The organism is Thermus sp. LT1-2-5, from assembly GCF_040363165.1.
Lineage (GTDB): Bacteria > Deinococcota > Deinococci > Deinococcales > Thermaceae > Thermus.
In genome coordinates this window covers 125,051-150,945 of sequence record NZ_BSRG01000005.1, presented here as the reverse complement: position 1 = coordinate 150,945, position 25,895 = coordinate 125,051, and the positions used below count along the sequence as shown (strand labels likewise).

The window sequence follows — 25,895 nt, the reverse complement described above, 5'->3', positions numbered from 1 at the left end:
CTCCGGCAATTCTACCCCCACCCCAGGACTGGCAAACCCTGGGGCTAGATTTGTGGGGTTCCCCACTATACGAAGGGATCACGCCTTTTCGTTGTCCTCTGCAGCCGGGAAAGAGGAGCTAGGGGCAGAAAGGCGGCGGATTTCCTCAATGAAGCGCTCCACCGAGTCAAACTCTCGGTAGACGGAGGCAAAGCGGATGTAGGCCACATGGTCCAGGTCGCGCAAAAAGGCCATGGCCTTGAGGCCGATCTCTTCCGAGGGGATCTCCGGGCCCGCCACCTGGTCCTCAAAGGTGTACGCAAAGCGCCGCAAGACATCCTGGTCCACGGGACGCTTTTCGCAGGCCAAAAGGAGGCCGCGAAGGAGCTTATCCGGGTTAAAGGGCTCCTTGCGCCCATCCCGCTTGACCACCATCAAGGGCTCCAGCTGCGTGCGCTCGTAAGTGGTGAAGCGGCGGCCACAAGCGGGGCACTCCCGGCGGCGGCGGATGGCCGCCCCTTCGTCGGAGGGGCGGGAGTCCACCACCCGGGTGTCAGGATGGCCACAGTAGGGGCACTTCATGGGACTTCCCGCAGGAGCTCGTACACCTCAGGCGGGGCAGGGGGCTCGGGAAGCTGCACTTCCAGCACCACTCCCCGGATGCCCTCCGAAACCATGGAACCGAGGCCCAAGGCGGCCCGCACCAGGGGCTGGTCGTAAGCTTCCCCCACGGGGTCGCGGGAAGGCACTACCCCGTTCACCCGCACCCCGGGGAAGGTGCGGCTCGCCCCCTCAATGAGCCCTTCCACCGCCTTGCGCACGGAAAGGGTGTGGGGCTCCATACGGGCCGCAGGCGGCAGGACCAGGGTGACGAAGCCGCCCCCCGCTAGGTGGCGGAGGCCGTGCTGCAAGACGTAAAGGCTACTTTTCACGTCCTGGCTCATGAGGTCGTACCACTCCCCTTCCAAAAGCTCCACAAAGGGGGTCTTGCTTTCGGCGGTGGTGACGTGGACGATGCCGTCCAGGAGGCCAAAGAGCTCCTCCACCTTTTCAAAGGTGCTGGTCACGTCCAGCACCACGCTCATATCCCCGCGGATGGGGATGGCGGTGGCCCCCAAGGCCTCTACCTCGGAGGCCACGGAGGTGGCCAGCTCCACGTCGGGGTCCACGGCGATGACCGTGGCCCCGTTGCGCCCGTAGCCGTGGGCGATGGCCCGCCCGAAGCCCCGCCCGGCCCCGGTCACCATGACGATCCGCCCCTCGAGGCCCAGAAGATCCCGTGACATCAGGCCCATTGTAAGGGAAAATGAAGCCATGGCCCGAATCCGCGTGGCCCAAGGGGACATCACCGAGTTCCAAGGGGACGCCCTCGTCAACGCCGCCAACAACTACCTGAAGCTGGGGGCGGGGGTAGCGGGGGCCATTCTGCGCAAGGGAGGGCCCTCCATCCAGGAGGAGTGCGACCGGATCGGGAAGATCCGGGTGGGGGAAGCAGCGGTCACGGGGGCGGGGAACCTGCCCGTGCGCTACGTGATCCACGCCGCCGTCTTGGGGGACGAGCCAGCAAGCCTGGAAACGGTGCGCCAAGCCACCCGAAGCGCCCTGGAAAAAGCGGTGGAGTTGGGCCTAAACACCGTGGCCTTCCCCCTCTTGGGCACGGGGGTGGGAGGGCTTCCCGTGGCGGAGGTGGCCCGGGTGATGCTGGAGGAGATCAAACGGGCCCCGGACACCCTCGAGGTCACCCTCTACGGCTACCGGGAAGAGGACGCCGAGGCCATCCGCCGGGCCCTTTGAGGGGCGAGGCACCCCGCCAACGCCTCGCAGGCGAGCCCCCCTCAGGGCGCCTTCTCCCCTTCGGGGCTGGCGGCCACCGGGGGGAAGTACCCCTCGGCCAGGGTCTGGAGGTCGGCGGCGTCCACCTTACCGTCCCCGTTGAGGTCTCCCTTGAGCCCCTGGCCCTCCTTGCCCAGGTTCTGCGCCACCTCCCAAAGGGAAGCGAAGGGCTTGCCTCGAGGAAGGGCCTGGCCCACGGGTTTCCCCTCCTTGTCGTAGAGAACCACCTTGGGGGCAAGCCGGGGGGTGAGGGGCTTGGCGGGGGAAAGGAGGAAGCGGAAGGCCTCCTGGCCCTTCACGGGCTTGGCGAAGGCCATGTCCAGGCGCAAGAGGCCCGAGCCTGGGTCGTAGTCCAGGAGGTAGGCGGGACTCGCCGCCTTAAGGCTTTCCAAGGAGGGAAGGAGGTCCTTCAGGGGAAGCTCCAGCTGAAAGCCCACCGCCTCCCGCACCTCCACCCGGGCCAAGAGGAGGAAGGGGGCTTCCACCTGGGCCTGGGGGGCCACCAGGGTGAGCCGGGGGGGAGGCGGATCGGCGACGGTGAGGGTGAGCTTCTGGGCCCGGCTGTTCTTGGCCCCGTCCTCCACGGTGAGGATGAGGGCGAACTGGCCCTTCTCCTTGGGCACCCCGCTGAGCCGCCCCCCCTGGAAGGTGAGGCCCTGGGGAAGCTTGCCCTCTAAGCTAAAGGTGTAGGGCCTAACCCCCCCTTCGGCGCTGAAGGCGGCGCTATAGGGCTCGCCCAGGTAGGCGGGAGGCAGGGAGGTGGCGGTGAGGCGGAGGGCCTCGAGGCCCGTCCCGGTGGGGTCTTGGGTGCCGCAGGCGGCCAAGAGAAGGAGGAGGGCCCAGGCCTTGCGCATAAGAAAAGTCTAGCCGCTATAGTTGAAGGCATGATTAAGCCGGACTGGTGGATCCGGGAGATGGCCCAAAAGGGAATGATCGAACCCTTTGAGGAAAGGCTCGTGCGGGAAGGGGTCATAAGCTACGGCCTTTCCTCCTTCGGCTACGACCTAAGGGCCGCTCCGGAGTGGAAGATCTTCACCAACGTCTTCTCCACCGTGGTGGACCCGAAGAGGTTCGACGAGCGGAGCTTCGTGGAGTACGAGGGGGAAGAGGTCATCATCCCCCCCAACTCCTTCGCCCTCACCCGGAGCATCGAGTACATCCGCATGCCGGAAAACGTCATCGCCATCGCCCTGGGCAAGAGCACCTACGCCCGTTGCGGCATCGTGGCCAACGTCACCCCCTTGGAGCCAGGCTGGGAGGGCCACGTCACCCTGGAAATCTCCAACACCACCCCCCTCCCCGCCAAGGTCTACGCCGGGGAAGGCATCGTGCAGATCGTCTTCCTGGAAGGTCCCAGGCCCGAGGTCACCTACAAGGACCGCAAGGGGAAGTACCAGGGGCAAAAGGGCATTACCCTGCCCCGGGTGTAGGCTATGGGGGTGCGCGTTCTTCTCCTTTTCCTCCTCTTCCTGGGCGCCTGCAAGGGTGAGAGCATGAAACCCCTTCCCTACCTTTCGGAAAAGCCGGTGCGCACCTTCAAGGCCCCGGAGCCGGTGCTGGAACCCGGCAAGGACTACTACGCCCGCATCCGGACCACCAAGGGGGAGATCCTCCTGGACCTCCTGGAAAACGAAGCGCCCAACACGGTGAACTCCTTCGTCTTCCTGGCCCTCCACCGCTACTTTGACGGGGTGGTCTGGCACCGGGTTATCCCCGGCTTCGTGGCCCAGACCGGGGACCCCACGGGCACGGGCCGGGGTGGACCCGGCTACGCCTTCGGCCTGGAGATCGCCCCCGGCCTGGCCTTTGACCGGGAGGGCATGGTGGGCATGGCCCGCACCCAAGACCCCAACTCCAACGGGAGCCAGTTCTTCATCACCCTGGCCCCCACCCCCCACCTCACCGGCCAGTACACCCTTTTCGCCAAGGTGGTGGAGGGGATGGAGACGGTGCGCCGCCTAAGCCCCACGGAGGGCCCGGGAGCAGGGGGGGAGCGGGACCGGATCCTGGGCGTGGAAATCCTCGTAAAGGAATGATCCCCGAGGGCACCCGCTTCCTTCTTCCCCCCGAGGCCAGGCTCAAGGCCGAGCTCCAGGGGCGGCTTCAAGCCCTCTTTTTGCGCCACGGGTACGAGCCCGTGGAGCTCCCCGCCTTGGAGGTCTACGACCCCACCCACCCCTTGGCGGCGCGGGCCTTCAAGCTGGTGGACAAAACGGGGGAAGTCCTGGCCCTAAGGAGCGAGTTCACCACCCTTTTGGCCAAGCTCCTAAGGCCCCACTTGGGGAAGGGGGTCCACCGCTTCCAGTACGCTGGGGCCCTTTGGCTAAGGGAAGGGGATGCGGAGCTGGGGCGGCTTCGCGAGTACACCCAGGTGGGGCTAGAGCTCATCGGCGTCACGGGGCCCAAGGCGGATGCGGAGGTACTGCACCTGGCCTTTGCCGCCCTCGAGGCCTTGGGCATAGAAGGGGTGGTGGAGGTAGGGCTTCCCAGCCTGGTGGGCGAGGTACTCCGGGCCTCGGGGTTGCCCCCAGGGGCCAAGAAGGCGGCGCAGGCGGCCATCCACCGCAAGAACCTCCCCGAGCTTGCCGCCCTCCTCGCCCGCCACCCGGTGCCGGAAGGGGTGAAGAAGGCCCTCCTGGCCCTGCCCGATCTCTACGGGGAGCCCGAGGTGCTCAAGGAGGCCCAAACCCTCCCCCTTCCCCCGCAGGCCCAGGCGGCCTTGGCCGGTCTGGAAACCACCTTGGCCCTTCTGGAACGGCCTGTCCTCCTGGACCTGGGCATGGCCCGGCGCTACGAGTACTACTCGGGCATCTTCTTCCGGGCCTATACCCCGGGCTTTGGCCTGCCCCTCCTGGGGGGCGGGCGGTACGACGGGGCCCTTTTACCCCAGGCGGCGGGCTTTGCCCTGGGGGTGGAACGGGTCCTGGAGGCGCTCAAACCCCCTCAGGCGGAAGAGCCCCCTGAGGTCTTAGCCCTGGACCTGAAGGCCTTTCGCCACTTCGCCCGGGAAAAGCGGGTGGAGCTTTTCCACGGGGACGACCCCGTGGTCTACGCTAAGGCCAAGGGCATCCCCTTTCTGGCGGAAGGGGAGCGCATCTGGGAGGTACCGTGAAGCGCTACGCCCTCACCGTGGCCCTGCCCAAGGGGCGGATGTTCCAGGAAGCCTACGAGGCCCTGCAGCAGGCGGGCCTTTCCCTTCCCCCCATCCGGGACGCCCGGGCCCTCCTCCATGGGGAAGAGGGGGGTGTGGCCCTTTTGGAGCTCCGCAACAAGGACGTGCCCGTCTACGTGGACCTGGGCATCGCCGAGATCGGGGTGGTGGGGAAGGACATCCTCCTGGACTCAGGCCGGGACCTCTATGAGCCCGTGGACCTGGGGTTTGGCGCCTGCCGCCTCTCCCTCATCCGGCGCCCGGGGGACAGCTCTCCCATCCGCCGCATCGCCACCAAATACCCGAGCTTCACCGCCCGCCTCCTGCGGGAGCGGGGTTGGGTGGCGGACGTGGTGGAGCTTTCCGGCAACATCGAGCTGGCCGCGGTCACGGGCCTGGCGGATGCCGTGGTGGACGTGGTGCAGACCGGGGCCACCCTGAGGGCAGCGGGGCTTATCGAGGTGGAGGTCCTAGCCCACTCCACGGCAAGGCTCGTGGTGAACCGCCAGGCCCTGAAGCTCAAGCGCTCGCTTATTAAGCCCCTGATCGCTAAGCTTAGAGAACGTGACGGAGGCCCGTAGAAGGCGCATAGAAGAGGTCCTAAAGAGGCGGCAGCCCGACCTCACGGTGCTCCTAGAAAACGTGCACAAGCCCCACAACCTCTCCGCCATCCTCCGCTCCTGCGACGCCGTGGGGGTCCTGGAGGCCCATGCGGTGAACCCCACGGGAGGCGTGCCCACCTTTAACGAAACCAGTGGGGGAAGCCACAAGTGGGTCTACCTCCGGGTCCACCCCGACATCCCCAGGGCCTTTGGCTTCCTCCGGGAGCGGGGCTTTAGGATTTACGCCACTGCCCTTCGGGAGGACGCCCGGGACTACCGGGAGGTGGACTACACCCTACCCACCGCCATCCTCCTGGGGGCGGAAAAATGGGGGGTTTCCGAGGAGGCCTTGGCCCTGGCGGACGGGGCCATCCAGATCCCCATGTTGGGCATGGTGCAAAGCCTAAACGTGAGCGTGGCCGCGGCGGTCATCCTCTTTGAAGCGCAACGGCAACGCCTGAAGGCGGGGCTTTACGAGAAGCCCCGCCTAGACCCCGAGCTCTACGCCATGGTGCTCCAGGACTGGCTTAGGAAGTGACGTAGGTGAGCCACCCCTCGTACTCGGGCCGCTTCCCCGTGACCGCCTCGAGATAGACCTCCCACAGGCGTAGGGTGATGGGCCCGGCGGTGCCCTGGCCGATGGGCCGCCCGTCAATCATGGACACCGGCGTCACCTCGGCGGCGGTGCCGGTCATGAAGACCTCGTCCGCCATGTAGAGCTGGTCGCGGGTAGCCCGCACCACCTGGACCTCGTAGCCCAGATCCTTGGCGATGCGGATCACGGAGTCGCGGGTGATGCCCTCCAGGTTCACCGAGTGCTCGAGGGCGTAGATCACCCCGTCCCGCACGAAGAAGAGGTTTTCCCCGCTTCCCTCGGCCACGTAGCCCTCCTCGTCCAGCAGAAGGGCCTCGTCGGCGCCTGCGGCCACCGCCTCCATCTTGGCCAGGGCGGAGTTCACGTAGTTGCCCCCCACCTTGGCCTTGCCCGGCATCACGTTGGCAGGGAAGCGGGCCCAGGAGCTGGTGATGAGCTTAGCCCCTTTCCGCACCGCCTCTTCCCCCAAATAGGCCCCCCACTCCCAAGCGGCCACCATGACCTCCGCCGGGTTGTTGGGCAGGGGATTGACCCCCAAGGCCTTGGCCCCCATCCAGGCCAGAGGGCGGATGTAGCAGCTTTTATAGCCGTTTTTCCGCACCACCTCCTTGATGGCCTCTTCCAGCTCCTCTGGGGCGAAGGGGATTTCCATCCGGAGCACCTTGGCGGAGTTGTAAAACCGCCGCACGTGCTCCTTCAGGCGGAAGATGGCAGGGCCCTTAGGGGTCTCGTAGGCCCGGATGCCTTCAAACACGCTGGTTCCATAGTGGAGGGCGTGGCTTAGAACGCTGGTCTTGGCCTCCTCTTGGGGTACCAAAGCCCCGTTCATCCAGATAAGCCCGGCTTTGATGTGCACGTCCCCGCCTTTGGCCTCAGGCTTGGTCATGGCGAACCTCCGCCCCCATCATAACGCCTTCTTCCCCTTGGGAAAAAAGGCGTAGCGTGGGGAAGACCCGTTGGGCCTCCTGCGCCAGGGCTGTGGCCACGGGAGCCTTGAGGCTTCCTTCCCGCAGAAGGAGGTAGACCGTGCGCCCCGCCCCTGGGGGCAAAAGGGGCCTCAGGTGGACCCGTTTCTCCGGGGGTAACGTCCACAGGGCTACCTCGGGCAAAAGGGTCAATCCGCCCACCTCCTCCACCAAGCGCACCAGGGTTTCCAGATCCCCGCTTTGGAACTCCACCACCCGCTTGGACAAGCTAGGGCGACATACAGAGAGGACCTGGTCCCGAAAGCAGTGGCCCTCAGATAGAATCCAGGTGTCCTCCAAGGGAATCTCCAAGGGGTGCAAGGCCGCTCTGGCATAGAGGGGATGATGCGGGGAAACATAGGCCACAAAGCGTTCCGAGAAAATGGGCAGGGCCTCGAGGCCAGGTGCCCGTTCTTCGGTACCCACTAGCCCAGCGTCCAACCGGCCTTCCAGTATGCCCGCCACGATCCCCGGGGTGAGTTCCTCCCGGATGGAAAGGGTTAGGGCCGGGTACCGCGCCACCCACCGGGGAAGGAGCCGAGGCAGGAGATAGGGGGCTAAGGTGGGGATAACGCCCACGTGAAAGGGTCCCTGGAACACCCCCTCTTGGCCTCGAGCCAGGGCCACAAGGCGCTCCACCTCCTCCAGCACCCGCCGCGCCTGGGCCACCACCGCTTGCCCCACTTCCGTAGGCGTTCCCTTCCTGCGGTCAAAAAGCCGCACCCCCAAAGCCTCTTCCAGCTTGCGAATCTGCACGCTCAATGCGGGTTGGGTGAGGTACACGCGTTCCGCCGCGCGGGTGAAGCTTCCCTCCTCGGCCAAGGCAACCAGGTAGCGCAACTGATCCAGGGTAAGACCCATAGCGACATTTTATAGCTATGGGAGTCATAATCTATTGGACTTATGCACCTTGTACCCCTAAGGTGGGAAGTGCCGGGTGGGAACACCCGCCCTGGCAAAGGAGGTGGATATGTTTCTGAGAATAGACCGGTTGCAGATTGAGTTGCCCATGCCCAAGGAGCAGGACCCCAATGCCGCCGCCGCGGTGCAGGCCCTTCTGGGCGGGCGCTTTGGGGAGATGTCCACCCTGATGAACTACATGTACCAGTCCTTCAACTTCCGGGGGAAGAAGGCGCTCAAGCCCTACTACGACCTCATCGCGAACATCGCCACGGAGGAGCTCGGGCACATCGAACTGGTCTCCGCCACCATCAACAGCCTCCTGGCCAAGAACCCCGGCCAAGACCTGGAAGAAGGGGTGGACCCCGTAAGCGCCCCCTTGGGCTTCGCCAAGGATGCCCGCAACGCCGCCCACTTCATCGCCGGAGGCGCCAACACCCTGGTGATGGGGGCCATGGGCGAGCACTGGAACGGAGAGTACGTCTTCACCAGCGGCAACCTTATCCTGGATCTTCTCCACAACTTCTTCCTGGAAGTGGCGGCCCGCACCCATAAGCTCCGGGTCTACGAGATGACGAATAACCCCGTGGCCCGGGAGATGATCGGCTACCTCCTGGTGCGGGGTGGGGTCCACGCCGCCGCCTACGGCAAGGCCCTGGAAACCCTCACGGGGGTGGAGATGAACAAGATGCTCCCCATCCCCCGCATCGACAACAGCAAGATCCCCGAGGCCAAGAAGTACATGGACCTGGGCTTCCACCGCAACCTCTACCGCTTTAGCCCCTCCGACTACCAAGATCTGGGCCTCATCTGGAAGGGCGCCTCCCCCGAGGACGGGACCGAGGTGGTGGTGGTAGACGGCCCCCCCACGGGCGGCCCGGTGTTTGACGCCGGCCACGACGCCGCCGAGTTCGCTCCCGAGTTCCACCCGGGCGAGCTCTACGAAATCGCCAAGAAACTCTACGAGAAGGCGAAGTAAAGCTTAGCCTGGCCCGTAGCGCCCTCCCGGCAGGGCCCGGGCCAGGCCTTTTAGCTCCAGGAGGGTGAGGAGGGAAAGCACCCGCTCTGCGGGCATCCCCAAGGCCTGGGCCAGCTCCTCGGGAAGGGCCTCCCCCTGGCGGAGGAGGGCGCAAAGGGCCTCTTCCTCTGGGGCGAGCCCGGGGGGAGCCTTGGGTTTTGCGGCGAAACCCAGGTAGGAGAGGACGTCCTCGGCGGAAAGCACCGGGTAGGCCCCGTCCTGGATGAGGCGGTTGGCGCCTAAGGAAGCAGCGTCCGTGGGGCGGCCCGGCACCGCCAGCACCTCCTTGCCCAGTTCCAAGGCGTACCTGGCCGTGATGAGGGCCCCGGAGTCCAGAGGGGCTTCCGCCACCAAAACCGCCCGCGCAAGCCCAGCGATGAGGCGGTTCCGCCGGGGAAAGAACTCCGGCTTTGGCCTCGTTCCCAAGGGGAACTCGGAGAGGAGGTCCATACGCCCCGCCAAGGCGCGGTGTTCCGGGGGATAGACCCGGTCCAAGGCGCTCCCCAAGACCCCCAGGGTCCGCCCGCCCGCTTCCAAGGCCCCCAGGTGGGCCTCCCGATCCACACCCCGGGCGAGGCCCGAAACCACCCATACCCCCGCCTCGGCCAGCTCCCGGGCGAGCCTTCGGGTGAAGCCCAGGGCCCAGGCTGAGGCCCGGCGGGTGCCCACCACGGCCACTGCCTTCTCCTCCTCGGGAAGCTCCCCCCGGAGGTAGAGGTGGGTGGGGGGCTGGGGGAGCCTCCTTAGGCCTTCGGGAAACCCCTCTTCCCAAAGGCCAAGGATGCGCACCCCCAGGGCCTCCGCCCGCTTTCGTTCCCTTCGTGCCCGTTTCTCGGCCTCGAGGTAAAGGCCCGCCGCCTGGGGAAAGCGCTCCCGCAGAAAGCCAAGGGGGTCTTCCTGGGCCAGCACCTCCAAAAGCCGCTTGGGCCCAATCCCGGGAAGGAAGGCCAAGGCCAAGGGGTCCACGGCCTGGAGTATACTGGAAAGCCTGGAAGGTCCGGCTTCCGCCCCTGGCGGGCAATCCCAGGGAGCCGGGATCACCTGAACCATGAGCGAGAAGACCTATTCCGGATTTGTGGCCATCGTGGGCAAGCCCAACGTGGGCAAGTCCACCCTGCTCAACAACCTCCTGGGGGTCAAGGTGGCCCCCATCAGCCCCAAGCCCCAAACCACGAGGAAGCGCCTCCGGGGCATCCTCACCGAGGGAAAGCGGCAGATCGTCTTTGTCGACACCCCGGGCCTGCACAAGCCCATGGACGCCCTGGGGGAGTTCATGGACCAGGAGGTCTACGAGGCCTTGGCGGACGTCAACGCCGTGGTCTGGGTGGTGGACCTGCGCCACCCCCCCACCCCAGAGGACGAGCTGGTGGCCAAGGCGCTTAAGCCCCTGGTGGGCAAGGTGCCCATCCTCCTGGTGGGGAACAAGCTGGACGCCGCCAAGTACCCCGAGGAAGCCCTTAAGGCCTACCACGCCCTCCTGCCCGAGGCCGAGCCCCGGATGCTTTCCGCTTTGGACGAAAGGCAGGTGGCGGGGCTCAAGGCGGAGCTCCTGGCCCTTTTGCCCGAGGGCCCTTTCTTTTACCCGGAGGACTTCGCCAAAAGCGACCAAGAGTTCGGGGAATGGGTGGCGGAGATTATCCGGGAAGAAGCCATGAAGCGGCTTTGGCACGAGGTGCCCTACGCCATCGCCGTGAAGACGGAGGAGGTGGCGGAGCGGGAAAACGGGGTGCTTTACATCAAGGCCCTCCTCTACGTGGAACGCCCCTCGCAAAAGGGCATCGTCATCGGGGAAGGGGGAAGGAAACTCAAGGAGATCGGCCAAGCCGCCAGGAAGCAGCTGGAAGTCTTCCTGAACCGGAAGGTGTATTTGGACCTCGAGGTCAAGGTCTACCCCGACTGGCGCAAGGACCCCGAGGCCCTGCGGGAACTGGGCTACCGCTCATCCGTAGGGTGAGCCTAGGGGTTTTCCCTGCGGCAAGGGAAGGGTAGCATAACCCTATGCCCTGGCTCCTTCCCCGCGAAATCGCCCCCCTGCACGAAAAGGCCCTGGAGCGCTTTCTGGGTAGCCTGGTGGAAAGGCTTGCCGACCCCAGCGTGGACCGGAACGCCCTGGTGCGGGAAGAGCTCGCCCGCCTCCTCTACGGCCGGCCCTACGCCGAGCTCCTGGAGACAAACCCCTTGGCCGCCTTAGGCCTAGACCCTGAGGGGATCACCTTTGAGGCGGAGTACTACGCCGCCACCGACCAGGAGAAGTTCCGCAAGGTGAAGCCTCTCCTTTGGTTCTGGAAGGTGCTGGACCTCACCCCCCTGGGCCAGTCCGTCCACTCGGGGGTGGCCATTAGGCGGGCCCTAGCCCCCTTCATCTTCAAACGGGTGGGGAAAAACCCCAAGTTTTTCCAGAACGTGGAGTTCTCCGTGGGCTACAACCTGGAACTGGGGGACGACGTGGTGGTCCACCGCTATGTCCTTTTGGACGACATCGGGGGAATTAAGATTGGCGATCGGACCTCGCTTTCCGACTACGTAAACGTCTACAGCCACACCCACCACGTCCTGGCCTCCCCCGACGTGACCCTAAAGGAAACCGTTATCGGCAGCGGAGTGCGCATCACCTACCACGCCACCATCCTGGCCGGGGTGCGCATCGGGGACGATGCCATGGTGGGCACGGGGGCCGTGGTCACCCGGGACGTCCCGCCCCACGCCATCGCCCTGGGCATCCCCGCCCGCCCCGTGCGCTACAAGGTGCGCCATGACTGCCCCTATTGCCGCAAGGGGGAACCCCACCCCTCGGACCTCATCCCGAAGCTCCCCGACCGCAAGGGCAACCCCGACTATCCCGACTTCCTTCCCCCCGGCTTCGGCACCCGGGAGGCCTAGATGTGGACCAAGGAGGAGCTGGACCGCTACCATCGGCAGATGATCCTGCCCCAGGTGGGCCCTGAGGGGCAGGCGCGGCTTAAGGAGGCCTCCGTAGCCGTGGTAGGGGCCGGGGGGCTCGGGGTTCCGGTCTTGCAGTACCTGGTGGCGGCGGGGGTGGGCCGGGTGGGGATTGTGGAGATGGACCGGGTGGAGCTTTCCAACCTCCACCGCCAGGTCCTCTACGCCACAGAGGACGTGGGCAAACCCAAGGCCCTGGCCGCCAAGGAGCGCCTCTTGGCCCTAAACCCCTTGGTGCGGATCGAGGCCCACCCGGTCCGCCTCACCTCGGAAAACGCCCTGGAGATCCTGAAGGACTACGAGGTCCTCGTGGACGCCTCGGACAATTTCCCCACCCGCTACCTGGTGAACGACGCCGCTGTCCTGTTGGGAAAGCCCCTGGTCTTCGGGGCCATTTACCAGTTTGACGGCCAGGTGGCGGTCTTTCACCACCCCACGGCGGAAGGCGAGTTGGGCCCCTGCTACCGCTGCCTCTTCCCCAAGCCCCCGCCCCCCGGCTCCGTTCCCTCCTGCGCCGAGGCCGGGGTATTCGGCGTGCTCCCGGGGGTGGTGGGGGCACTCATGGCGGCGGAGGTCCTGAAGATCCTCCTAGGCCTTGGCAAGACCCTTTCGGGCCACCTCCTCCTCTACGACGCCCTGGAGGGGAGCTTCCGCAAGCTCAACGTGCGCCGCAACCCCACCTGCCCCGTGTGCGGGGACCACCCCACGCAACGGGAACTCATAGACTACGAAGCCTTCTGCGGCATGTAAGGGGGGCTTGGGGCAGCGCCCCAAGCCCCCAGAAACCCTAGCGCGCCTCCAAGGGAATATAGGGCCTATCCAGCTCGCCAATGTACTTGGCGTCGGGGCGAAGGAGGCGGTTGTCCAGCTCCTTGTACTCCAGGATGTGCCCCACCCAGCCCGAGATGCGGGCCACAGCGAAGATGGGGGTGAAGAACTCCAGGCCAAAGCCCAGGTCGGAGTAGACCACCCCGGAGTAGAAGTCCACATTGGGGTAGATGCCCCGGGGGTTAAGCACCTTCCCCGCCTCCTCCTCCACGATCTTGAGGATCTGGTACTCCTGGGAGTGGCCGTGCTTTTCCGCCACCAGCCGGGCCAAGCGTTCCAAGACCCCGGCCCGCGGGTCAAAGGCCTTGTAGACGCGGTGGCCCATGCCCATGATGCGCTGCTTCTTGGCCAGCTTCTCCCGAACCCACTCCCGGGCCCTTTCCGGGGTGCCGATCTCCTGAATCATCTTCATCACCGCCTCGTTGGCCCCGCCGTGCCGGGGGCCCTTGAGGGAGGCCACGGCGGCGGTGATGGCGGAGTAGAGGTCGGTTTCCGTGGAAAAGGCAGCGATGGCGGTGAAGGTGCTAGCGTTGAAGCCGTGCTCCGCATGCAGGATGAGGGCGGCATCCATGAGCCGCTCCTGCTCAGGGGAAGGCTCCACCCCGTTTGCCATGTAGAGGAAGTTGGCGGCGTGGGAAAGGTCTTCCCGGGGCGGGATGGGCTCCTTGCCTTCCCTAAGCCGCTTGTTGGCGGCCACGATGGTGGCGAACTTGGCGATGAGGTCCAGGCCCTTTTGGTACAAAGCCTCCTGGGAGATGTCGCCCTCCGTGGGGTCCAGCATCCCCAGCTCGGACACCGCCGTGCGCAGGAAGCTCATGGGGTGGGCGGAGGTGGGGTAGCGGCGGAAGGAGGCAAGGAGATGCTCCGGCAACCCCCGGCGGGAGGCAAGGTCCCGCTTGAAGGTCTCTAGCTCTTCTCGCTTGGGAAGTCTGCCGTGAAGGAGGAGAAAGGTGGTTTCCTCAAAGGTGCTCTTCTCGGCGAGCTCCTGGATGGGGATGCCATAGTAGTAGAGCTTGCCCGCCTCCCCGTCGATAAAGCACATCCGGCTTTCCGTGAACAGCACGCCCTCTAGACCCCGTGCGACTTCCATACTGGCCTCCTTTTTCGCACCCCAAGGGTGCTTCGCCTTCCATCATACCCCCTTAGAGGGCATCTTCCTGCAGGATGAGCGTCTTGAGGTAGAGGCTTTCCGGCACGTGGAGGCTCCAGGGATGGTCCTTCGGCTGGTAGGTGACGGCGTGCACCCGCAGGCGCAGGCCCAGGTCCCCGGCCGCGCGGCGGGCCACCTCCAGGAGGTCTTCCACCTTGAGGTAGTAGCTACAGGCGGAAAGCCAGAGGTAGCCCCCCGGGGTGAGAAGCCTCGAGGCCTCCCGGGTGAGGTCCACCAGGTGGCGCTTCATGGCGGGAAGCTCCTCCGGGCGCTTCACCAGGGTGGGCGGGTCCAGGAGGACGTGGTGGAAAGGCCCCTGGAGGCCCCGTAGCACCTCGAGGGCCTCCCCAGCCCGGATGTCCACCCGTAAGCCCGCCCGAAAAGCCGCCCGGTCCAGGACGGCAAGGGCCGCAAGGTCCTTGTCCACCGCCAGGGCGTAGGCCCCCTTGCGGGCTGCCCGCAGGGCAAAGCCCCCCACGTAGCTGAACACGTCCAGCACCCGCTCCCCCGGCCGCACCATGGCCTCAAAGAGGCGGCGGTTCTCCCGCTGGTCCAGGTAAAACCCCGTCTTCTGGGCCAGGGCCAAGGGGATGGGAAAACGGAGGCCATCCTCCTCCACCTCCAAGACCTCGGGCACCTCCCCGTACACCACCCCCACCCGCTCGGGCAGGCCCTCCTGCCGCCTGGCCTCCACGTCGCTCCGCTCGTAGACCCCCTTGGGGAGGGTGGCCTCGAGGAGGGCGGGAAACCAGACCTCCCGCAAGGCCTCCATCCCCCGGGTGCGCACCTGAAGGACCAAAACCTCGCCGAAGCGGTCCACCACGAGCCCGGGAAGCCCATCCGCCTCCCCGTGGACGAGGCGGAAGAAGGCCCCAAGCCCCTCCCGCTTCCCCAGAGCTTTTCGGAAGCGGGCGAGGAAGAAGCGGCGGTCCAAGGGCCCCGGGTCAAAGCGGAAGGCGCGGAAGGGGGCCTTAGAGCGGGGATCGTAGTACCCCACCGCCAGGAAGCTCCCGTCCGGGGCCACCGCCTCCGCCACCCCCGCCTCGGGAGGGGCCTCCTGGATCTCGTCCCGGTAGAGGTTGGGGTAAAAGTTCTTGAGCTTCCGCTCCTTGCCCAGCCGAACCACCACCCGCAGCACGGCCTCAGGATACCCCGAAGCCCCTCCCCGGTTGCCTTCTTGAAAAGAGCATGTTTAACTAGGGCCATGAACAAGAAGCGCTGGCTAGCGCTTTTCCTCTTCCTAGGGGTCGTGGCCTTGGCGGTGGTGGGCCTGGGCCGCCTGGGCTTTCGAGAGGCGGAAAGGGTATGGCGGGAAGCCCCCCTGTACGGCCAAGGGGAGAAGGTCCTCCTCCTGGAGCTAAAGGGAAGCATCCCCACGGATAAGGCCCTTGAGGACTTCCTCTCCCAAGCGCGCCAGGCCCGGGAAGACCCCAGCGTCCAGGCGGTGGTCCTCCTGGTGGACAGCCCCGGGGGCGGGGTCACAGAAACCGAGGCCATCCACCGGGCCCTGAAAGCCCTGGCGGAGACTAAGCCCCTGGTGGCCGCCTTCGGGAGCGTGGCGGCCAGCGGCGGCTACTACGCCGCCACCGCCGCCCGGGAGATCTTCACCCCACCCACCGCCCTCACGGGCTCCATCGGGGTCATCTCCGTCATCCCCGAGGTGAGCGGCCTTCTGGCCAAGCTCGGCCTCAAGGTGGAGGTCTTGAAGGAAGGCGCCCTCAAGGACATGGCCTCAGGGCTCAAGCCCCTCACCCCGGAGGAAAAGGCGGTGCTCCAGGCCTACATGCGGGAGGCCTACGAGCTCTTCCTCAGGCGGGTGGCGGAAGGGCGCAACCTGCCCTTGGACCGGGTGAGGGCCTTAGCGGACGGCCGGATCTACTCGGGCAAGCAGGCGGTGGCCCTGGGCCTGGCGGACCGGGAGGGCTACCTGGAGGACGCCGCCCAGCGTGCGGCGGAGCTTGCGGGGCTTAGCGCCTTCCGGCTCGTACGCTACCAAAAGCCCAAGGGACTCCTCCAGGAGCTTCTCGGCGAGGAAAGCCCCTTTGGCCTGGGCGAGGCGGAAGCCCTTCTAGGCCTCCTCACGCAAAGCCGCTTCCGCCTGGAGTACCGCTACCTGGGAGGCGGGCTATGGTAGTGGCGAGCCCCTGGCGCCGGGTCGTGGCCTCCCTGGTGGACAGTCTCCTCCTCATCCCCCTTTCCCTCCTCCTCATGGCCCTAGCGGGGGTAGACCCCCTGGGCCCCACCACCTTAGTCCAGGACCTCCTCTTCCAGTGGCTTCCCGGCTGGGCCTACTACGTGGCCTTCACCGCCCTCTACGGGGCCACCCCGGGGAAGATGGCCCTGGGCCTCCGGGTGGTGCGGACGGATGGAAAGCCCATGGACTGGCTCACCGCCTTCATGCGGGAGGTGGTGGGCAAGACCCTCTCCACCCTACCCCTCCTTTTGGGCTACCTCTGGGCCTTCTTCCACCCCAAGCGCCAGGCCTGGCACGACCTCATCGCCGATACCCTGGTGGTGCGGGTGGAAAAGACGTCCTAGAGCAAAGCCCTCTTTTCCTGACCAAGGATGCCGATTTATCCACTCCCTTCTACCGCCTCCTCCGGGGTATAAGGTTTACTAGGCAAGCCCCGCAATTATTGACAGAAGCGCTCCTCCGTGCTACCTTTAAGGTCGGCTTGGGCCCGTAGCTCAGTTGGATAGAGCGGCTGACTACGGATCAGCAGGTCAGGGGTTCGAATCCTCTCGGGCCCGCCAAGAAACCCCCGGGGAGCGTTCCCCGGGGGTTTTCCTTGGATGGTGGGCCGTGCAGGATTCGAACCTGCGACCTACCGATTAAAAGTCGGTTGCTCTGCCAGCTGAGCTAACGGCCCCCAAGCCCTAGCGATTATAGCCCCCTAGCGCGGCCTGCGCAAGGCGTCCATGATCCAAAGGCCCAGCCCTTCTTGCCGCACCCGCTCCTTTAGGACCTCCACATCCAGCTCCCTGGGTTCCACGGCCTCCAACGCCTCCTTGGGCAGGGGAGCTGCCTCCAAGAAGGCGAAAAAAGACGGGTCCACCCAGGGGGGCACCCAGGCCCCGCTGCGGCAGAGGAAGACCCGGTGGAAAACCCCCGCCACCTTGCCCCCAGCGTCTAGGACCCGCGCCACGGGTACCTGCGGCTCGGGCTCCAAGGAAGGGTTGCGCCAAGGGGGGTAGTAAACGGAAAGCCTCGCCCCGGTGCGGGCGTAAAACACCATCCAGTCATCGCACGCCGGCTCCTTACCCAAAGGGCGATAGCCGGCGTCGTGGTGGGCGTCAAAGAGCACCACCTCTTCCACCCCCTCCCGCACCCGGGGGTGGAAGGCCAGGGCGTTGGAGTCGGCGTAAAAAAGCCGGGCCTCCGGGGCAAAGCTAAAGCGTTCCCAGAACCCTTCCCACCCTTGGGCCTGGGGCAGGCGTAAACCCCGAAGCAAAAAGGCCAGGGCCCGAGCCTCCCACGCCTCCTGAAGGTAGTAAGGAGTCTCAAAGTGGGCCCAGGCGTAAAGGGGGGCCTCGAGGGAATGGGGGTCTTGCGGAAGGGGAAAGAAGTAGTCAAAGTCTACCACCAAAAGCCGCATCTTCTCACTAAATACCAAACCCCCCGCCTCGGGGCGGGGGGTTTGACTGCCCAACCTTACCAGATGTAGAACAGGACGACGATGAAAAGCCACACCGCGTCCACCAGGTGCCAGTACATGCTGGCGGCCTCGAGGGTACCGTGGTTGTGCAGGGTAATCTTGCCCCGCAAGGCCTGGAGGTAGGCCAGGATCAGGCCGAAACCGCCGATGACCACGTGCAAGCCGTGCAGGCCCACGATGGTGAAGAAGGCCGCCGTCCAGAGGTTCTCTTGCCAGGAGGAGTGGTGGTAGAAAGCCCAGAACTCGTAAGTCTGGAAGAGGAAGAAGAGGACCCCCAGGATAATGGTGATAAGAAGCCCGAAGCGGAAGGGGTTGAACCGCCCCCGCCTGAGGTCGTGGTGGGCGAAGTGCACGGTGAAGGAAGAGCTCACCAGGAAGAAGGTGTTGAGGAGGGCAAGCCAAAGGGCAGGCCGCTCCTCGGGAGGAGTGGCCGCCCCAGAAAGCCGCAGGTAGAGGTAGCCGGCGATGAGGATGGCGAACAGGCCCACTTCCGAAACGATGAACCAGGCCATCCCCATCCAGGCGTTGGACTTGCCCGTGAGGGTGTGGTGCTCCACAGGGTGGCTGTACTCGTCCTCCAAGGCCCAGCGCACCAGGCCGTAGGCGAAGAGGGCCAGGAAGACCCACATCCAAACATTCGGAACCGGCAACGCCGCCACGGAGACGAAGAAGGCAAAGAGGGTGGCGGCGGAGTAGAAGGGCCAGAAGGAGCTATTGGGCAGGTGGATGTGGCTCGGGTCCTCGGGCTTGAGCTCCACCCCCTTTTTCTGCCAGTCGTAAAGGGGCCGCTCGGAAGGGAACTCCGTGGGAAGCTTCACGTCAAAGTTGTGGGCCTTGGGGGGCGAGGCGGTGAGCCACTCCAGGGTGTAGCCGCCCCAAGGGTTCTCGGGCGCCTTCTCCCCGGAGCGGAGACTCTTCCACATGGCGTAGATCCAAACCAGGCCGCCCAGGCCCAGGATGAAGGCCCCGATGGTGGAGAGAAGGTTGAGCTCGGGCCAGCCGGCGATGTCAGCGTTGTAGGTGTAGTAGCGCCGAGGCATGCCCAAGAAGCCCAGAGCGTACTGGGGCATGAAGGTCACGAGGTAACCCACGAGGAAAAGCCAGAAATGGAGCTTGCCCAGGCGCTCATCGTACATACGGCCCGTCATTTTAGGCCACCAGTAGTAGAGCCCAGCGAAGGCACCAAAGGCAGACCCCGCCATGAGAACGTTGTGGAAGTGGGCCACCACGAAGTAGGAATCATGGAACTGGTAGTCCAGGGGGGTCATGGAAAGCATGACCCCAGTGATGCCCCCCAGGAGGAAGTTGAAGATGAAGCCCAAAACCCAAAGAAGGGGGGTCTTCATCTGCAAGTGCCCGCCCCACAGGGTTCCCAAAAGGTTGAAGAGCTTCACCCCGGTGGGCACGGCGATAAGGGCGGTGAAGAAGGCAAAGGCGATTTGGAAGATGGTGGACTCCCCCACGGTGAACATATGGTGGGCCCAGACCATGGTGCCCAGAACCACGATGCCCATCTGGGCCCAGACCATCTGTTTGTAACCGAAAAGAGGCTTACGGGCGAAGGTGGAGGCCACCTCAGCCAGGATGCCCAAGTAGGGGAGGAGCATCACGTAAACCGTGGGGTGGGAGTAGAACCAGAAGAACTGTTGGTAGAGAACCGGGTCGCCCCCTATGTCCGGGTTGAACCAAGAAAGGCCGATCTTGCGGTCCAGGAGGATCAACAAAGTGGCTGAGGTGAGCCCCGCCAGGCTGAAGAGGTTAAGGACGCTGGCGGCGAAGACGCTCCAGACGTACATGGGCATTTTCCACATGCTCATTCCCTGGGCCCTGAGGTTGTAGATGGTGGCGATGAAGTTGGCGTTACCCAGGAGGCTGGAAAAGCCCAGAAGCAGGATAGCCGCCATGTAGAAGTTGACCCCGCTTCCCGACTGCACCGAGAAAGGGTAGTAGAAGGTCCAACCCACAGAAGGAGCCCCACCGGGGAAGAAGAAGCTCATGAGGGCGAGGACAATGGCCCCCAGGAAGGCCCAGTAGCTAAAGGCGTTCACCCGAGGCAGGGCCACATCCCTTGCCCCCAACATCAGGGGCACCAGGAAGTTGCCGAAGCCGGTGAGCCCGGCCTGGATGATGAAGAAGAAGAGCATGGTGGCCCCGTGCAAGGTGAGGACCTGGTTGTACTGCTCCCCCGTAAGCAAGTGGTTATTGGGCACCGCCAACTGCGCCCGGATAAGGAGGGAGAAAACCCCCGCCAGGGCGAAGGCGAAGAAAGCAGTGGCGGTGTACATGAGGCCGATCTTCTTGTGGTCCACCGTGGTGAGCAGGTCCCATAGAACCGCCCACGCGCTGGTCTTGGGTTTTGCGGTAATAGCCATCCCCTAACCTCCCCTAGAATTTCGGCAGGGCCCCGAAGTCAAAACCCTCCACCTTAAGCCCCTCCAGGTAACGAACAAGGGCATCCAGGTCTTCCTCGGAAAGCTGGGGGAAGCCGGGCATCTTTACCCCCGGCTTCATAGCGGCGGGGTCCTTGATCCAGGCCTTGAGGTGTTCTGGCGTGTTATCCACAATCCCCGCCGCCAAGCTTACCCGGTTGCCCATGAAGGCCAGCTCGGGACCGATGACCGCTGGAGGCATCTTGCCCTGCACGGAGTGGCAGGCCATGCAGTTCTGCTGGAACACTTCCTGACCCCGGGCGTCGGCCACGGGAGGGGTGTAGCCCTTGGCGGCCTCCACAAAGCGGTCGAATTCCTCCTTGGGCACCACCAGGACCCTAAAGAGCATGCGGGCGTGGCTAGGCCCGCAGAGCTCGGCGCAAAAGCCGTAGTAGTTGCCCGGTTTTTCCGCTACAAAACGAATCCGGGTCTTTCGTCCCGGAATGGCGTCCTGCTTACCCACAAGGCCCGGTACCCAGAAGGAGTGGATCACGTCCTTGGAGGTCACCTCTAGCTCCACGGGCACCCCCACGGGCAGGATGAGCTCGTTGGAGTTTCGGAAACCCAGTTCCGTGTAGTTGAAGTCCCACCAGAACTGATAGCCCGTGACCTCCACCTTCATGGCCCCCAGAATGGGCTGGTTCACCTGGATAAGAGCCCGGGCGGTGAGGCCGAAGAGAACCAGGATAATGGCCACGGGAATGAGGGTCCAGATGACCTCTAGGCGGTCGTTCCCATGGATTTGGGGGGGCTCGCCTTGCTGGCCAGGACGGGCGCGAAACTTCCAGGTGATGTAGGCCAAAGCGCCCGCCACCACGCCGAAGATCAGCACGGAGAAGACCAAGACCCAGACCAGGAGATAGTTGGTTTCCCGGTTTATCGGGGAAAAAGGGTGGGTGATGGCCACCCGGTGGGCCTCCTGGGCCAGGGCCAGACCAAAAAGACCTAGGGTCGAAAACGCTCGTCTCATCCACTCCCTCCCTATAGCACCCGGTCCACCGCCATGGCCACGAACAAAAGGGCCAGGTAGAGCATGGAGTATTTATATAGCGAAACCGCCGTCCTCCGCTCGGGCTGGCGGTAGAGGGCAAGGGACTTAAGCAACAAGAGGGCGTTCAGGGCCAGGCTGAAGAGGAGGTAAAGAAGCCCGAGCTCGCCCAAAAGTAAAGGCATGAGGGAGATCAGGGCAGTGAGGAGAGCGTAAAGGGCAATTTGCATCACCGTGACCCGCTCCCCCAGGACCACGGGCAGCATGGGTACCCCCACCGCCCGGTAGTCGTCTTGGATCATCAGGGCCAAAGCCCAGAAGTGAACGGGGGTCCAGAAGAAGATGAGGGCGAAGAGGTACCAGGCGAAGAGATTTAGCTCTCCTGTTACCGCCGCCCAGCCCACCAAGGGCGGGAAGGCCCCCGCGGCCCCGCCGATGACGATGTTCTGCCAGGTTCGCCGCTTAAGGTAAAGGGTGTAGACCAATACGTACCAGATGAGCCCCATCAGGGCCAAGGTGGCGGCGAGGAGGTTGGCAGCCCACCCCAGGAGGCCAAAGCCCAAAAGGGCGAGGGCAAAGGCGAAGAGAAGGGCATCCCGGCTGGAAATCCTTTGCGTTACCGTGGGCCTTTTGGCGGTGCGCTTCATGCGGGCGTCGATGTCCCGGTCCACCACCATGTTGATGGCATTGGCCGCCCCCGCCATCAGGTACCCCCCCAAGGCCACCGCCAGGAAAAGCCCAGTCCCCGGCCACCCCTTGGCGGCAATGAGCATGGCCAGGAGGGTGGTGAGGAGGAGGAGGCTGATGACCCGGGGCTTGGTAAGGGCCAGATAGTCCTTCCAGGTAGCCCCCCCCGTACCCCGGTGCACCTGGGCCCCTTGGCCTTCCCCAAGCTCCACCCGCCGCGCCCCTCGGGCCAGACTCGAGGCCATGAGGAGCACGAAAAGAAGCCACACGGCGTAGGCCAAGAAAAGGTGGAGGATCTGCATCCAGACCGGGGCCTTGAGCCAGACGTTCACGAGCCCCACGAGGAGTTGCACCCCGTAAAGGTAAGCCAGGCCCTGGGCCAGGCGCCTTGTGGCCCCTGAGGGGCGGAGGTGGGCCACCAAGAAGCCGGCAAAGACCACGTAAAGCCCCACGCTCACGGCGATGAGGGGGTGAAGGACCCGCAAGCGCACCAGGAAGTGTTCCCCAGGGGTCAGGGAGCGCTCCAGGGCCTCGAGGGTGTTCCGCACGGGGAAAAGAAGGTCGCCAAGAGCGGTGACCGCCCCGCTCATCCCCAGGAAGAGAAGGGCAAGAAGCCCAAGGAGAAGCGCCCACCCCACCGCCCCCTGCCCCCTTAGGCGCAAGGGAGCGCCCCCGGAGGCCCACCAAGCGGTAAGGGCTAGGGCAGCCAGGAGGAGGTAGGTGTTGGCGAGGTGGACCATCTGCACCACGGCCCGCTCGGCGCTCACGTTGTGGGCGGTCCAACCGAAGAGGACCAAGGAGGCCCCCACCAGGCTTTCTGTCACCATGAAGAGAAGGGAAAGTCCCGCCCCGAAGCGGACGGGATGGCCGCCCGGAAAGCGACGCAGAGCCCAGAGGAAGAGGAAGAGGACTGATAGGAAGGCCAGGCCCGAGGTGGCCCGGTGGGTGAACTCAATGAGGGTTTCCACCTGGGGACTTCGCGGTAGGATCTCCCCGTTGCAGGTGGGCCAGTGGGCGCCACACCCTGCCCCCGAACCGGTGGCCCGCACGTAAGCCCCCCAAAGGGCCACCAACACGTTCCACCCCAAGACTCCCCAGGCGTAGCGGCTAAAAGTCCGGCTCATAGGAAACCCGTCCCCCAGACGGTCACGCTTACCAGTCTGCCAAAGGGTTCCTGCTGGGGGTGAAGTACATTTGTCCCTACCATGGCCGCCACCTAGGAGCCTAATACCCCCAGGCCCTATTTGACAAGGGCCCGGGGACCAGGTGCTATCCTTTAACCCACCCTGGGGCCCGCCCGGCGCACCGCCTCGTCCACCCCATCAGCATACTTTAGGAAGTTCTCCTGGAAGAGGGCGGCGAGCTTATGGGCCTGGCGGTCATAGGCTTCCTTGTCCTCCCAGGTGGCGCGGGGGTCCAAAAGGTCCTTGGGCACCCCGGGCACCTCCAAGGGCACCTCAAAGCCGAACACGGGGTCCTGGCGGTAGGGAACGCCCTCCAGAACCCCTTGAAGGGCCGCCCGCAAGAGGGCCCGGGTCACGGGCAAGGGGAAGCGCCGGCCCACCCCGTAAGGCCCCCCGGTCCAGCCGGTGTTCACTAGGTACACCCGGGGGCCGTGGCGGGCGATCTTCTCCCCCAGCATCCGGGCGTAGACCCCGGGGTGCATGGGGAGGAAAGGGGCTCCAAAGCAGGCGGAGAAGGTGGCCTTGGGCTCGGTGATGCCCCGCTCTGTGCCCGCTACCCGGGCAGTGTAGCCGGAAAGGAAGTAGTACATGGCCTGCTCCGGGGACAAGCGGGCGATGGGGGGAAGGACCCCGTAGGCGTCGGCGGAGAGGAAGAAGATGGCCTTGGGATGGCCCGCCATCCCAGACTCCACCACGTTCTCCAGGTGGGCGATGGGGTAGGAAGAGCGGGTGTTTTCCGTTTTGGAGTCGTCGTCCCACTCCACCCGGCGGCTTTCCGGGTTCACCACCACGTTCTCCAAAATGGCCTCAAACTGGTTGGAGGCTTTATAAATCAGGGGCTCGTGCTCCGGGGAAAGGCGGATGACCTTGGCGTAACACCCCCCCTCAAAGTTAAACACGCCTTCCTCGCTCCAGCCGTGCTCGTCGTCCCCAATGAGGGGCCTTTCGGGGTCGGTGGAAAGCGTGGTTTTGCCCGTGCCGGAAAGCCCAAAGAAGACCGCCACGTCCCCCCCCTGCCCCACGTTGGCCGAAGCGTGCATGGGAAAAACCCCCCGCTTGGGCATCAGGTAGTTCATCACCGTGAAGATGCTCTTTTTAATCTCCCCGGCATACTTGGTGCCCACGATGAGGACGAGGCGCCTTTGGAAGCTGATGCCCACGAAGACCTCGCTCCGGGTTCCGTCCCGCTCGGGTTCGGCCAGGAAATAGGGGGCGTGGACCACGGTGAAGCCGGGCTGGAAGCGCTCCGCCTCGTCGTCTTCGGGAAAGCGGCGGGGCAGGATGAACATGTTGCGGGCAAAGAGGGCGTGCCAGGGGCTTTCCGTCACCACCCTGACCCCTAGGCGGTAGCGTTTGTCGGCCCCGGCGTAGAGATCCTGGACGTAGAGGTCCCGCTCGGAAAGGTACTGGGCCACCCGCCCCAAAAGGGCCTGGAAGGCCTCCGGGGCGAAGGGCTGGTTCACCTCTCCCCACCAGATCTCCCCCTCCACTTCCGGCTCCCGCACCACGAACTTGTCCTTGGGACTTCTCCCGGTGTAGGGGGTGGTGTCCACCACTAAGGGGCCCTTGTGGGCCAGAAGCCCCTCGCCCCGGGCCAGGGTGTGCTCCACCAATACCGGGGAGGCGGTGTTCCAAAAGACCTGTTTTTTGGGTTGGATGCCGATATCGCTCAGGCGGTCCATACGGGCCTCCTCAAGGACAGGGTATCACAAGGCACATTTCCACGTTTCCACCTCAACCTTCCCCCTCCAAAAAGGCCCGGGTGAGGCGCTTGCCCAGTTCCACCCCCGGCTGGTCGAAGGCGTTCACCCCCCATAGCTCCCCCAAGAAGGCGGTCTGCCACATGAGGTGCTGCAAAAGCCAGCCCACGGCGTAGGGGGACACCTGGGAAAGGTACAGGGCGTAGACCCGCTGCCCCGCCTCCGCCAGGGCCTGGTAGGTGGCCTCCGCCTCGGCCTTAAGGAGGCGGAAGAGGGTCTTGCCGAAAAGGTATCCCGCTTCCGGAAGCTCCTCTATGGGGGGCAAGGGGAGGTCCTCCTCAGGGCTTTCGGGGATAACCAGGGTGAGGAGCTTGTCCAAGGGGCCCTCCCGGAAAAGCTGCACCTGGGCGTGCTGGTCCTGGGGGCCGAGGGCGGGCAGGGCGGTGGTGCCCACCCGGCGGCCCTCCCGGTCCACCTTGCCCAAGGACTCGTCGTGGAGCTGGACGAACCAGGCGGGCAGGTATTTAAGGCGCTCGGAGTACACCATGAAGACGGTTACGGGCAGGTGGCGGTGGAGGTGGTGGAGGAGGGCGGTCTGGAGGGGAAGGCTTTTTTCCAAGGGCGCCAGGGCCAGCTCGTTGGCCTTCCGCGCCCCCATGAGGAGAGCCTCCAGGTCGGCCCCGGCGAAGGCCAGGGGCAGAAGGCCCACGGGGGAGAGGACGGAAAACCGTCCCCCCACTTCCTCGGGGATGGCGAAGGCCCGTAGCCCTTCCCGCTCCGCCAAGGCCCGAAGGGCCCCCTGCTTGGGGTCCGTGGTCACCACCAGGTGCCGCCGCCAAGCCTCCCCCAGGTGCGCCTTCAGCCAGTCCAGGAAGACCAGGAGCCCCGCCAGGGTCTCCGCCGTGGCCCCGGACTTGGAAACGGCGTTCACCAGGGTCTTGGCGGGGTCGAGGGCCTTAAGGAGCCTTTGGATGGGCTCGGGCTCCACGTGGTCCACGTAGTGGAAGCGCACGCCGCTTTCGTTAAAGGCGGCCTCGAGGGCCTTGGGCCCCAGGGCGCTTCCCCCGATCCCCAAGAGGACGAAGTCCTCCACCCACGGGTTCGCCGCCCGGAAGCGGCGGATCTCCCTCAGGGTCTCCGTGTCCTCGGGGAGGTCCATCCAGCCCAGCATGGCCCCCTTTTGGCCCCGCTTGGCCAAGAGGCGCTCCCGGGCCTCCTGGAGGAGGGCGAGGTTCGCCCTCAGGTCCTCGGCGAACCCGGGAAGGAAACGGGTATCCAGACGCAGCATGG

The 25,895-nt window shown here is 65.2% G+C and carries 26 protein-coding genes and 2 tRNA genes; 13 read left to right on the top strand and 15 right to left on the bottom strand.

Annotated elements, in window-relative coordinates:
- Positions 1-78: 78 nt before the first annotated feature.
- On the bottom strand, positions 79-561 hold the full coding sequence (gene nrdR / locus ABXG85_RS06970) for a transcriptional regulator NrdR (RefSeq protein ID WP_353512999.1): 483 nt from the start codon (positions 559-561) through the stop codon (positions 79-81).
- Positions 558-1,265 (bottom strand): SDR family NAD(P)-dependent oxidoreductase, encoded by a 708-nt coding sequence (locus tag ABXG85_RS06965; RefSeq protein ID WP_353512998.1) that lies wholly within the window; start codon positions 1,263-1,265, stop codon positions 558-560. Before ABXG85_RS06965 ends, nrdR begins: the two co-directional genes overlap by 4 nt.
- 28 nt (positions 1,266-1,293) lie before the next feature.
- Here ABXG85_RS06965 and ABXG85_RS06960 point away from each other — a divergent pair, with 28 nt between their 5' ends.
- Positions 1,294-1,773, top strand: a complete 480-nt coding sequence (locus tag ABXG85_RS06960; RefSeq protein ID WP_353512997.1) for a macro domain-containing protein — start codon at positions 1,294-1,296, stop codon at positions 1,771-1,773.
- 41 nt (positions 1,774-1,814) lie between these two features.
- Here the strand turns inward: ABXG85_RS06960 and ABXG85_RS06955 are convergent, their stop codons facing one another.
- Positions 1,815-2,666, bottom strand: coding sequence for a putative Ig domain-containing protein (locus ABXG85_RS06955; protein ID WP_353512996.1), 852 nt, complete (start codon positions 2,664-2,666; stop codon positions 1,815-1,817).
- Positions 2,667-2,696: 30 nt separating this feature from the next.
- Here ABXG85_RS06955 and dcd point away from each other — a divergent pair, with 30 nt between their 5' ends.
- The 5 genes from dcd to trmH are packed head-to-tail and all read left to right on the top strand — an operon-like array spanning position 2,697 to position 6,103.
- Complete coding sequence (gene dcd / locus ABXG85_RS06950; RefSeq protein ID WP_353512995.1) at positions 2,697-3,242, top strand: dCTP deaminase; 546 nt, start codon at positions 2,697-2,699, stop codon at positions 3,240-3,242.
- 3 nt (positions 3,243-3,245) lie between these two features.
- Positions 3,246-3,848: a peptidylprolyl isomerase gene (locus ABXG85_RS06945; protein ID WP_353512994.1), complete on the top strand. Its 603-nt coding sequence runs from the start codon at positions 3,246-3,248 to the stop codon at positions 3,846-3,848.
- A complete protein-coding gene (locus ABXG85_RS06940; protein WP_353512993.1) occupies positions 3,845-4,924 on the top strand; it encodes an ATP phosphoribosyltransferase regulatory subunit in 1,080 nt (359 codons plus the stop codon). The genes ABXG85_RS06945 and ABXG85_RS06940 overlap by 4 nt, the downstream gene beginning before the upstream one ends.
- Positions 4,921-5,544 (top strand): ATP phosphoribosyltransferase, encoded by a 624-nt coding sequence (hisG, locus tag ABXG85_RS06935; RefSeq protein ID WP_353512992.1) that lies wholly within the window; start codon positions 4,921-4,923, stop codon positions 5,542-5,544. Before ABXG85_RS06940 ends, hisG begins: the two co-directional genes overlap by 4 nt.
- Positions 5,528-6,103: a tRNA (guanosine(18)-2'-O)-methyltransferase TrmH gene (gene trmH / locus ABXG85_RS06930; RefSeq protein ID WP_353512991.1), complete on the top strand. Its 576-nt coding sequence runs from the start codon at positions 5,528-5,530 to the stop codon at positions 6,101-6,103. Before hisG ends, trmH begins: the two co-directional genes overlap by 17 nt.
- Here trmH and ABXG85_RS06925 read toward each other — a convergent pair.
- Together ABXG85_RS06925 and ABXG85_RS06920 are read right to left on the bottom strand one after the other, a co-directional pair.
- On the bottom strand, positions 6,093-7,046 hold the full coding sequence (locus ABXG85_RS06925) for a branched-chain amino acid transaminase (RefSeq protein ID WP_353512990.1): 954 nt from the start codon (positions 7,044-7,046) through the stop codon (positions 6,093-6,095). The genes trmH and ABXG85_RS06925 overlap by 11 nt on opposite strands.
- Complete coding sequence (locus tag ABXG85_RS06920; RefSeq protein WP_353512989.1) at positions 7,033-7,986, bottom strand: hydrogen peroxide-inducible genes activator; 954 nt, start codon at positions 7,984-7,986, stop codon at positions 7,033-7,035. The genes ABXG85_RS06925 and ABXG85_RS06920 overlap by 14 nt, the downstream gene beginning before the upstream one ends.
- Before the next feature lie 109 nt (positions 7,987-8,095).
- On the opposite strand from ABXG85_RS06920, the gene ABXG85_RS06915 reads away from it, so the two are divergent.
- On the top strand, positions 8,096-9,004 hold the full coding sequence (locus ABXG85_RS06915) for a manganese catalase family protein (RefSeq protein WP_353512988.1): 909 nt from the start codon (positions 8,096-8,098) through the stop codon (positions 9,002-9,004).
- 3 nt (positions 9,005-9,007) lie between these two features.
- Here the strand turns inward: ABXG85_RS06915 and dprA are convergent, their stop codons facing one another.
- Complete coding sequence (gene dprA, locus ABXG85_RS06910) at positions 9,008-10,009, bottom strand: DNA-processing protein DprA (RefSeq protein WP_353512987.1); 1,002 nt, start codon at positions 10,007-10,009, stop codon at positions 9,008-9,010.
- 82 nt (positions 10,010-10,091) lie between these two features.
- On the opposite strand from dprA, the gene era reads away from it, so the two are divergent.
- The 3 genes from era to ABXG85_RS06895 are packed head-to-tail and all read left to right on the top strand — an operon-like array spanning position 10,092 to position 12,733.
- Positions 10,092-10,997 (top strand): GTPase Era, encoded by a 906-nt coding sequence (gene era / locus ABXG85_RS06905; RefSeq protein ID WP_353512986.1) that lies wholly within the window; start codon positions 10,092-10,094, stop codon positions 10,995-10,997.
- Positions 10,998-11,041: 44 nt separating this feature from the next.
- Complete coding sequence (locus tag ABXG85_RS06900) at positions 11,042-11,923, top strand: acyltransferase (RefSeq protein ID WP_353512985.1); 882 nt, start codon at positions 11,042-11,044, stop codon at positions 11,921-11,923.
- A complete protein-coding gene (locus tag ABXG85_RS06895) occupies positions 11,924-12,733 on the top strand; it encodes a HesA/MoeB/ThiF family protein (RefSeq protein WP_353512984.1) in 810 nt (269 codons plus the stop codon). It begins immediately after the preceding gene.
- Between the two features lie 37 nt (positions 12,734-12,770).
- Here ABXG85_RS06895 and ABXG85_RS06890 read toward each other — a convergent pair whose 3' ends face one another.
- Positions 12,771-13,901: a citrate/2-methylcitrate synthase gene (locus tag ABXG85_RS06890; RefSeq protein ID WP_353512983.1), complete on the bottom strand. Its 1,131-nt coding sequence runs from the start codon at positions 13,899-13,901 to the stop codon at positions 12,771-12,773.
- A 52-nt stretch (positions 13,902-13,953) separates the two neighbouring features.
- Positions 13,954-15,099 (bottom strand): class I SAM-dependent rRNA methyltransferase, encoded by a 1,146-nt coding sequence (locus ABXG85_RS06885; RefSeq protein WP_353512982.1) that lies wholly within the window; start codon positions 15,097-15,099, stop codon positions 13,954-13,956.
- A gap of 66 nt (positions 15,100-15,165) precedes the next feature.
- Between ABXG85_RS06885 and sppA the strand changes: the two genes are divergently transcribed.
- From sppA to ABXG85_RS06870, 3 genes are all read left to right on the top strand, one after another.
- Positions 15,166-16,095 carry a signal peptide peptidase SppA gene (gene sppA / locus ABXG85_RS06880; protein WP_353512981.1) on the top strand — a complete coding sequence of 310 codons (930 nt, stop codon included), beginning with the start codon at positions 15,166-15,168 and terminating at the stop codon, positions 16,093-16,095.
- A complete protein-coding gene (locus tag ABXG85_RS06875) occupies positions 16,089-16,499 on the top strand; it encodes an RDD family protein (protein WP_353512980.1) in 411 nt (136 codons plus the stop codon). The genes sppA and ABXG85_RS06875 overlap by 7 nt, the downstream gene beginning before the upstream one ends.
- A 139-nt stretch (positions 16,500-16,638) precedes the next feature.
- Positions 16,639-16,715: transfer RNA gene (locus ABXG85_RS06870), tRNA-Arg, on the top strand.
- 40 nt (positions 16,716-16,755) lie between these two features.
- Here ABXG85_RS06870 and ABXG85_RS06865 read toward each other — a convergent pair.
- The 7 genes from ABXG85_RS06865 to pgi form a co-directional block, all read right to left on the bottom strand.
- A tRNA-Lys gene (locus ABXG85_RS06865) sits at positions 16,756-16,831 on the bottom strand.
- 24 nt (positions 16,832-16,855) lie between these two features.
- Entirely contained in the window at positions 16,856-17,557 is a 702-nt protein-coding gene (locus ABXG85_RS06860) for a hypothetical protein (protein ID WP_353512979.1), read from the bottom strand.
- A gap of 56 nt (positions 17,558-17,613) precedes the next feature.
- Positions 17,614-19,989 carry a cytochrome c oxidase subunit I gene (gene ctaD, locus ABXG85_RS06855; RefSeq protein ID WP_353512978.1) on the bottom strand — a complete coding sequence of 792 codons (2,376 nt, stop codon included), beginning with the start codon at positions 19,987-19,989 and terminating at the stop codon, positions 17,614-17,616.
- Between the two features lie 13 nt (positions 19,990-20,002).
- Positions 20,003-21,016 (bottom strand): cytochrome c oxidase subunit II, encoded by a 1,014-nt coding sequence (coxB, locus tag ABXG85_RS06850; protein ID WP_353512977.1) that lies wholly within the window; start codon positions 21,014-21,016, stop codon positions 20,003-20,005.
- Between the two features lie 11 nt (positions 21,017-21,027).
- Positions 21,028-22,845 carry a heme o synthase gene (locus tag ABXG85_RS06845; protein WP_353512976.1) on the bottom strand — a complete coding sequence of 606 codons (1,818 nt, stop codon included), beginning with the start codon at positions 22,843-22,845 and terminating at the stop codon, positions 21,028-21,030.
- Between the two features lie 152 nt (positions 22,846-22,997).
- Positions 22,998-24,587 carry a phosphoenolpyruvate carboxykinase (ATP) gene (gene pckA, locus ABXG85_RS06840; protein ID WP_353512975.1) on the bottom strand — a complete coding sequence of 530 codons (1,590 nt, stop codon included), beginning with the start codon at positions 24,585-24,587 and terminating at the stop codon, positions 22,998-23,000.
- 52 nt (positions 24,588-24,639) lie between these two features.
- Positions 24,640-25,893, bottom strand: a complete 1,254-nt coding sequence (gene pgi, locus ABXG85_RS06835) for a glucose-6-phosphate isomerase (RefSeq protein WP_353512974.1) — start codon at positions 25,891-25,893, stop codon at positions 24,640-24,642.
- Positions 25,894-25,895: the final 2 nt, after the last annotated feature.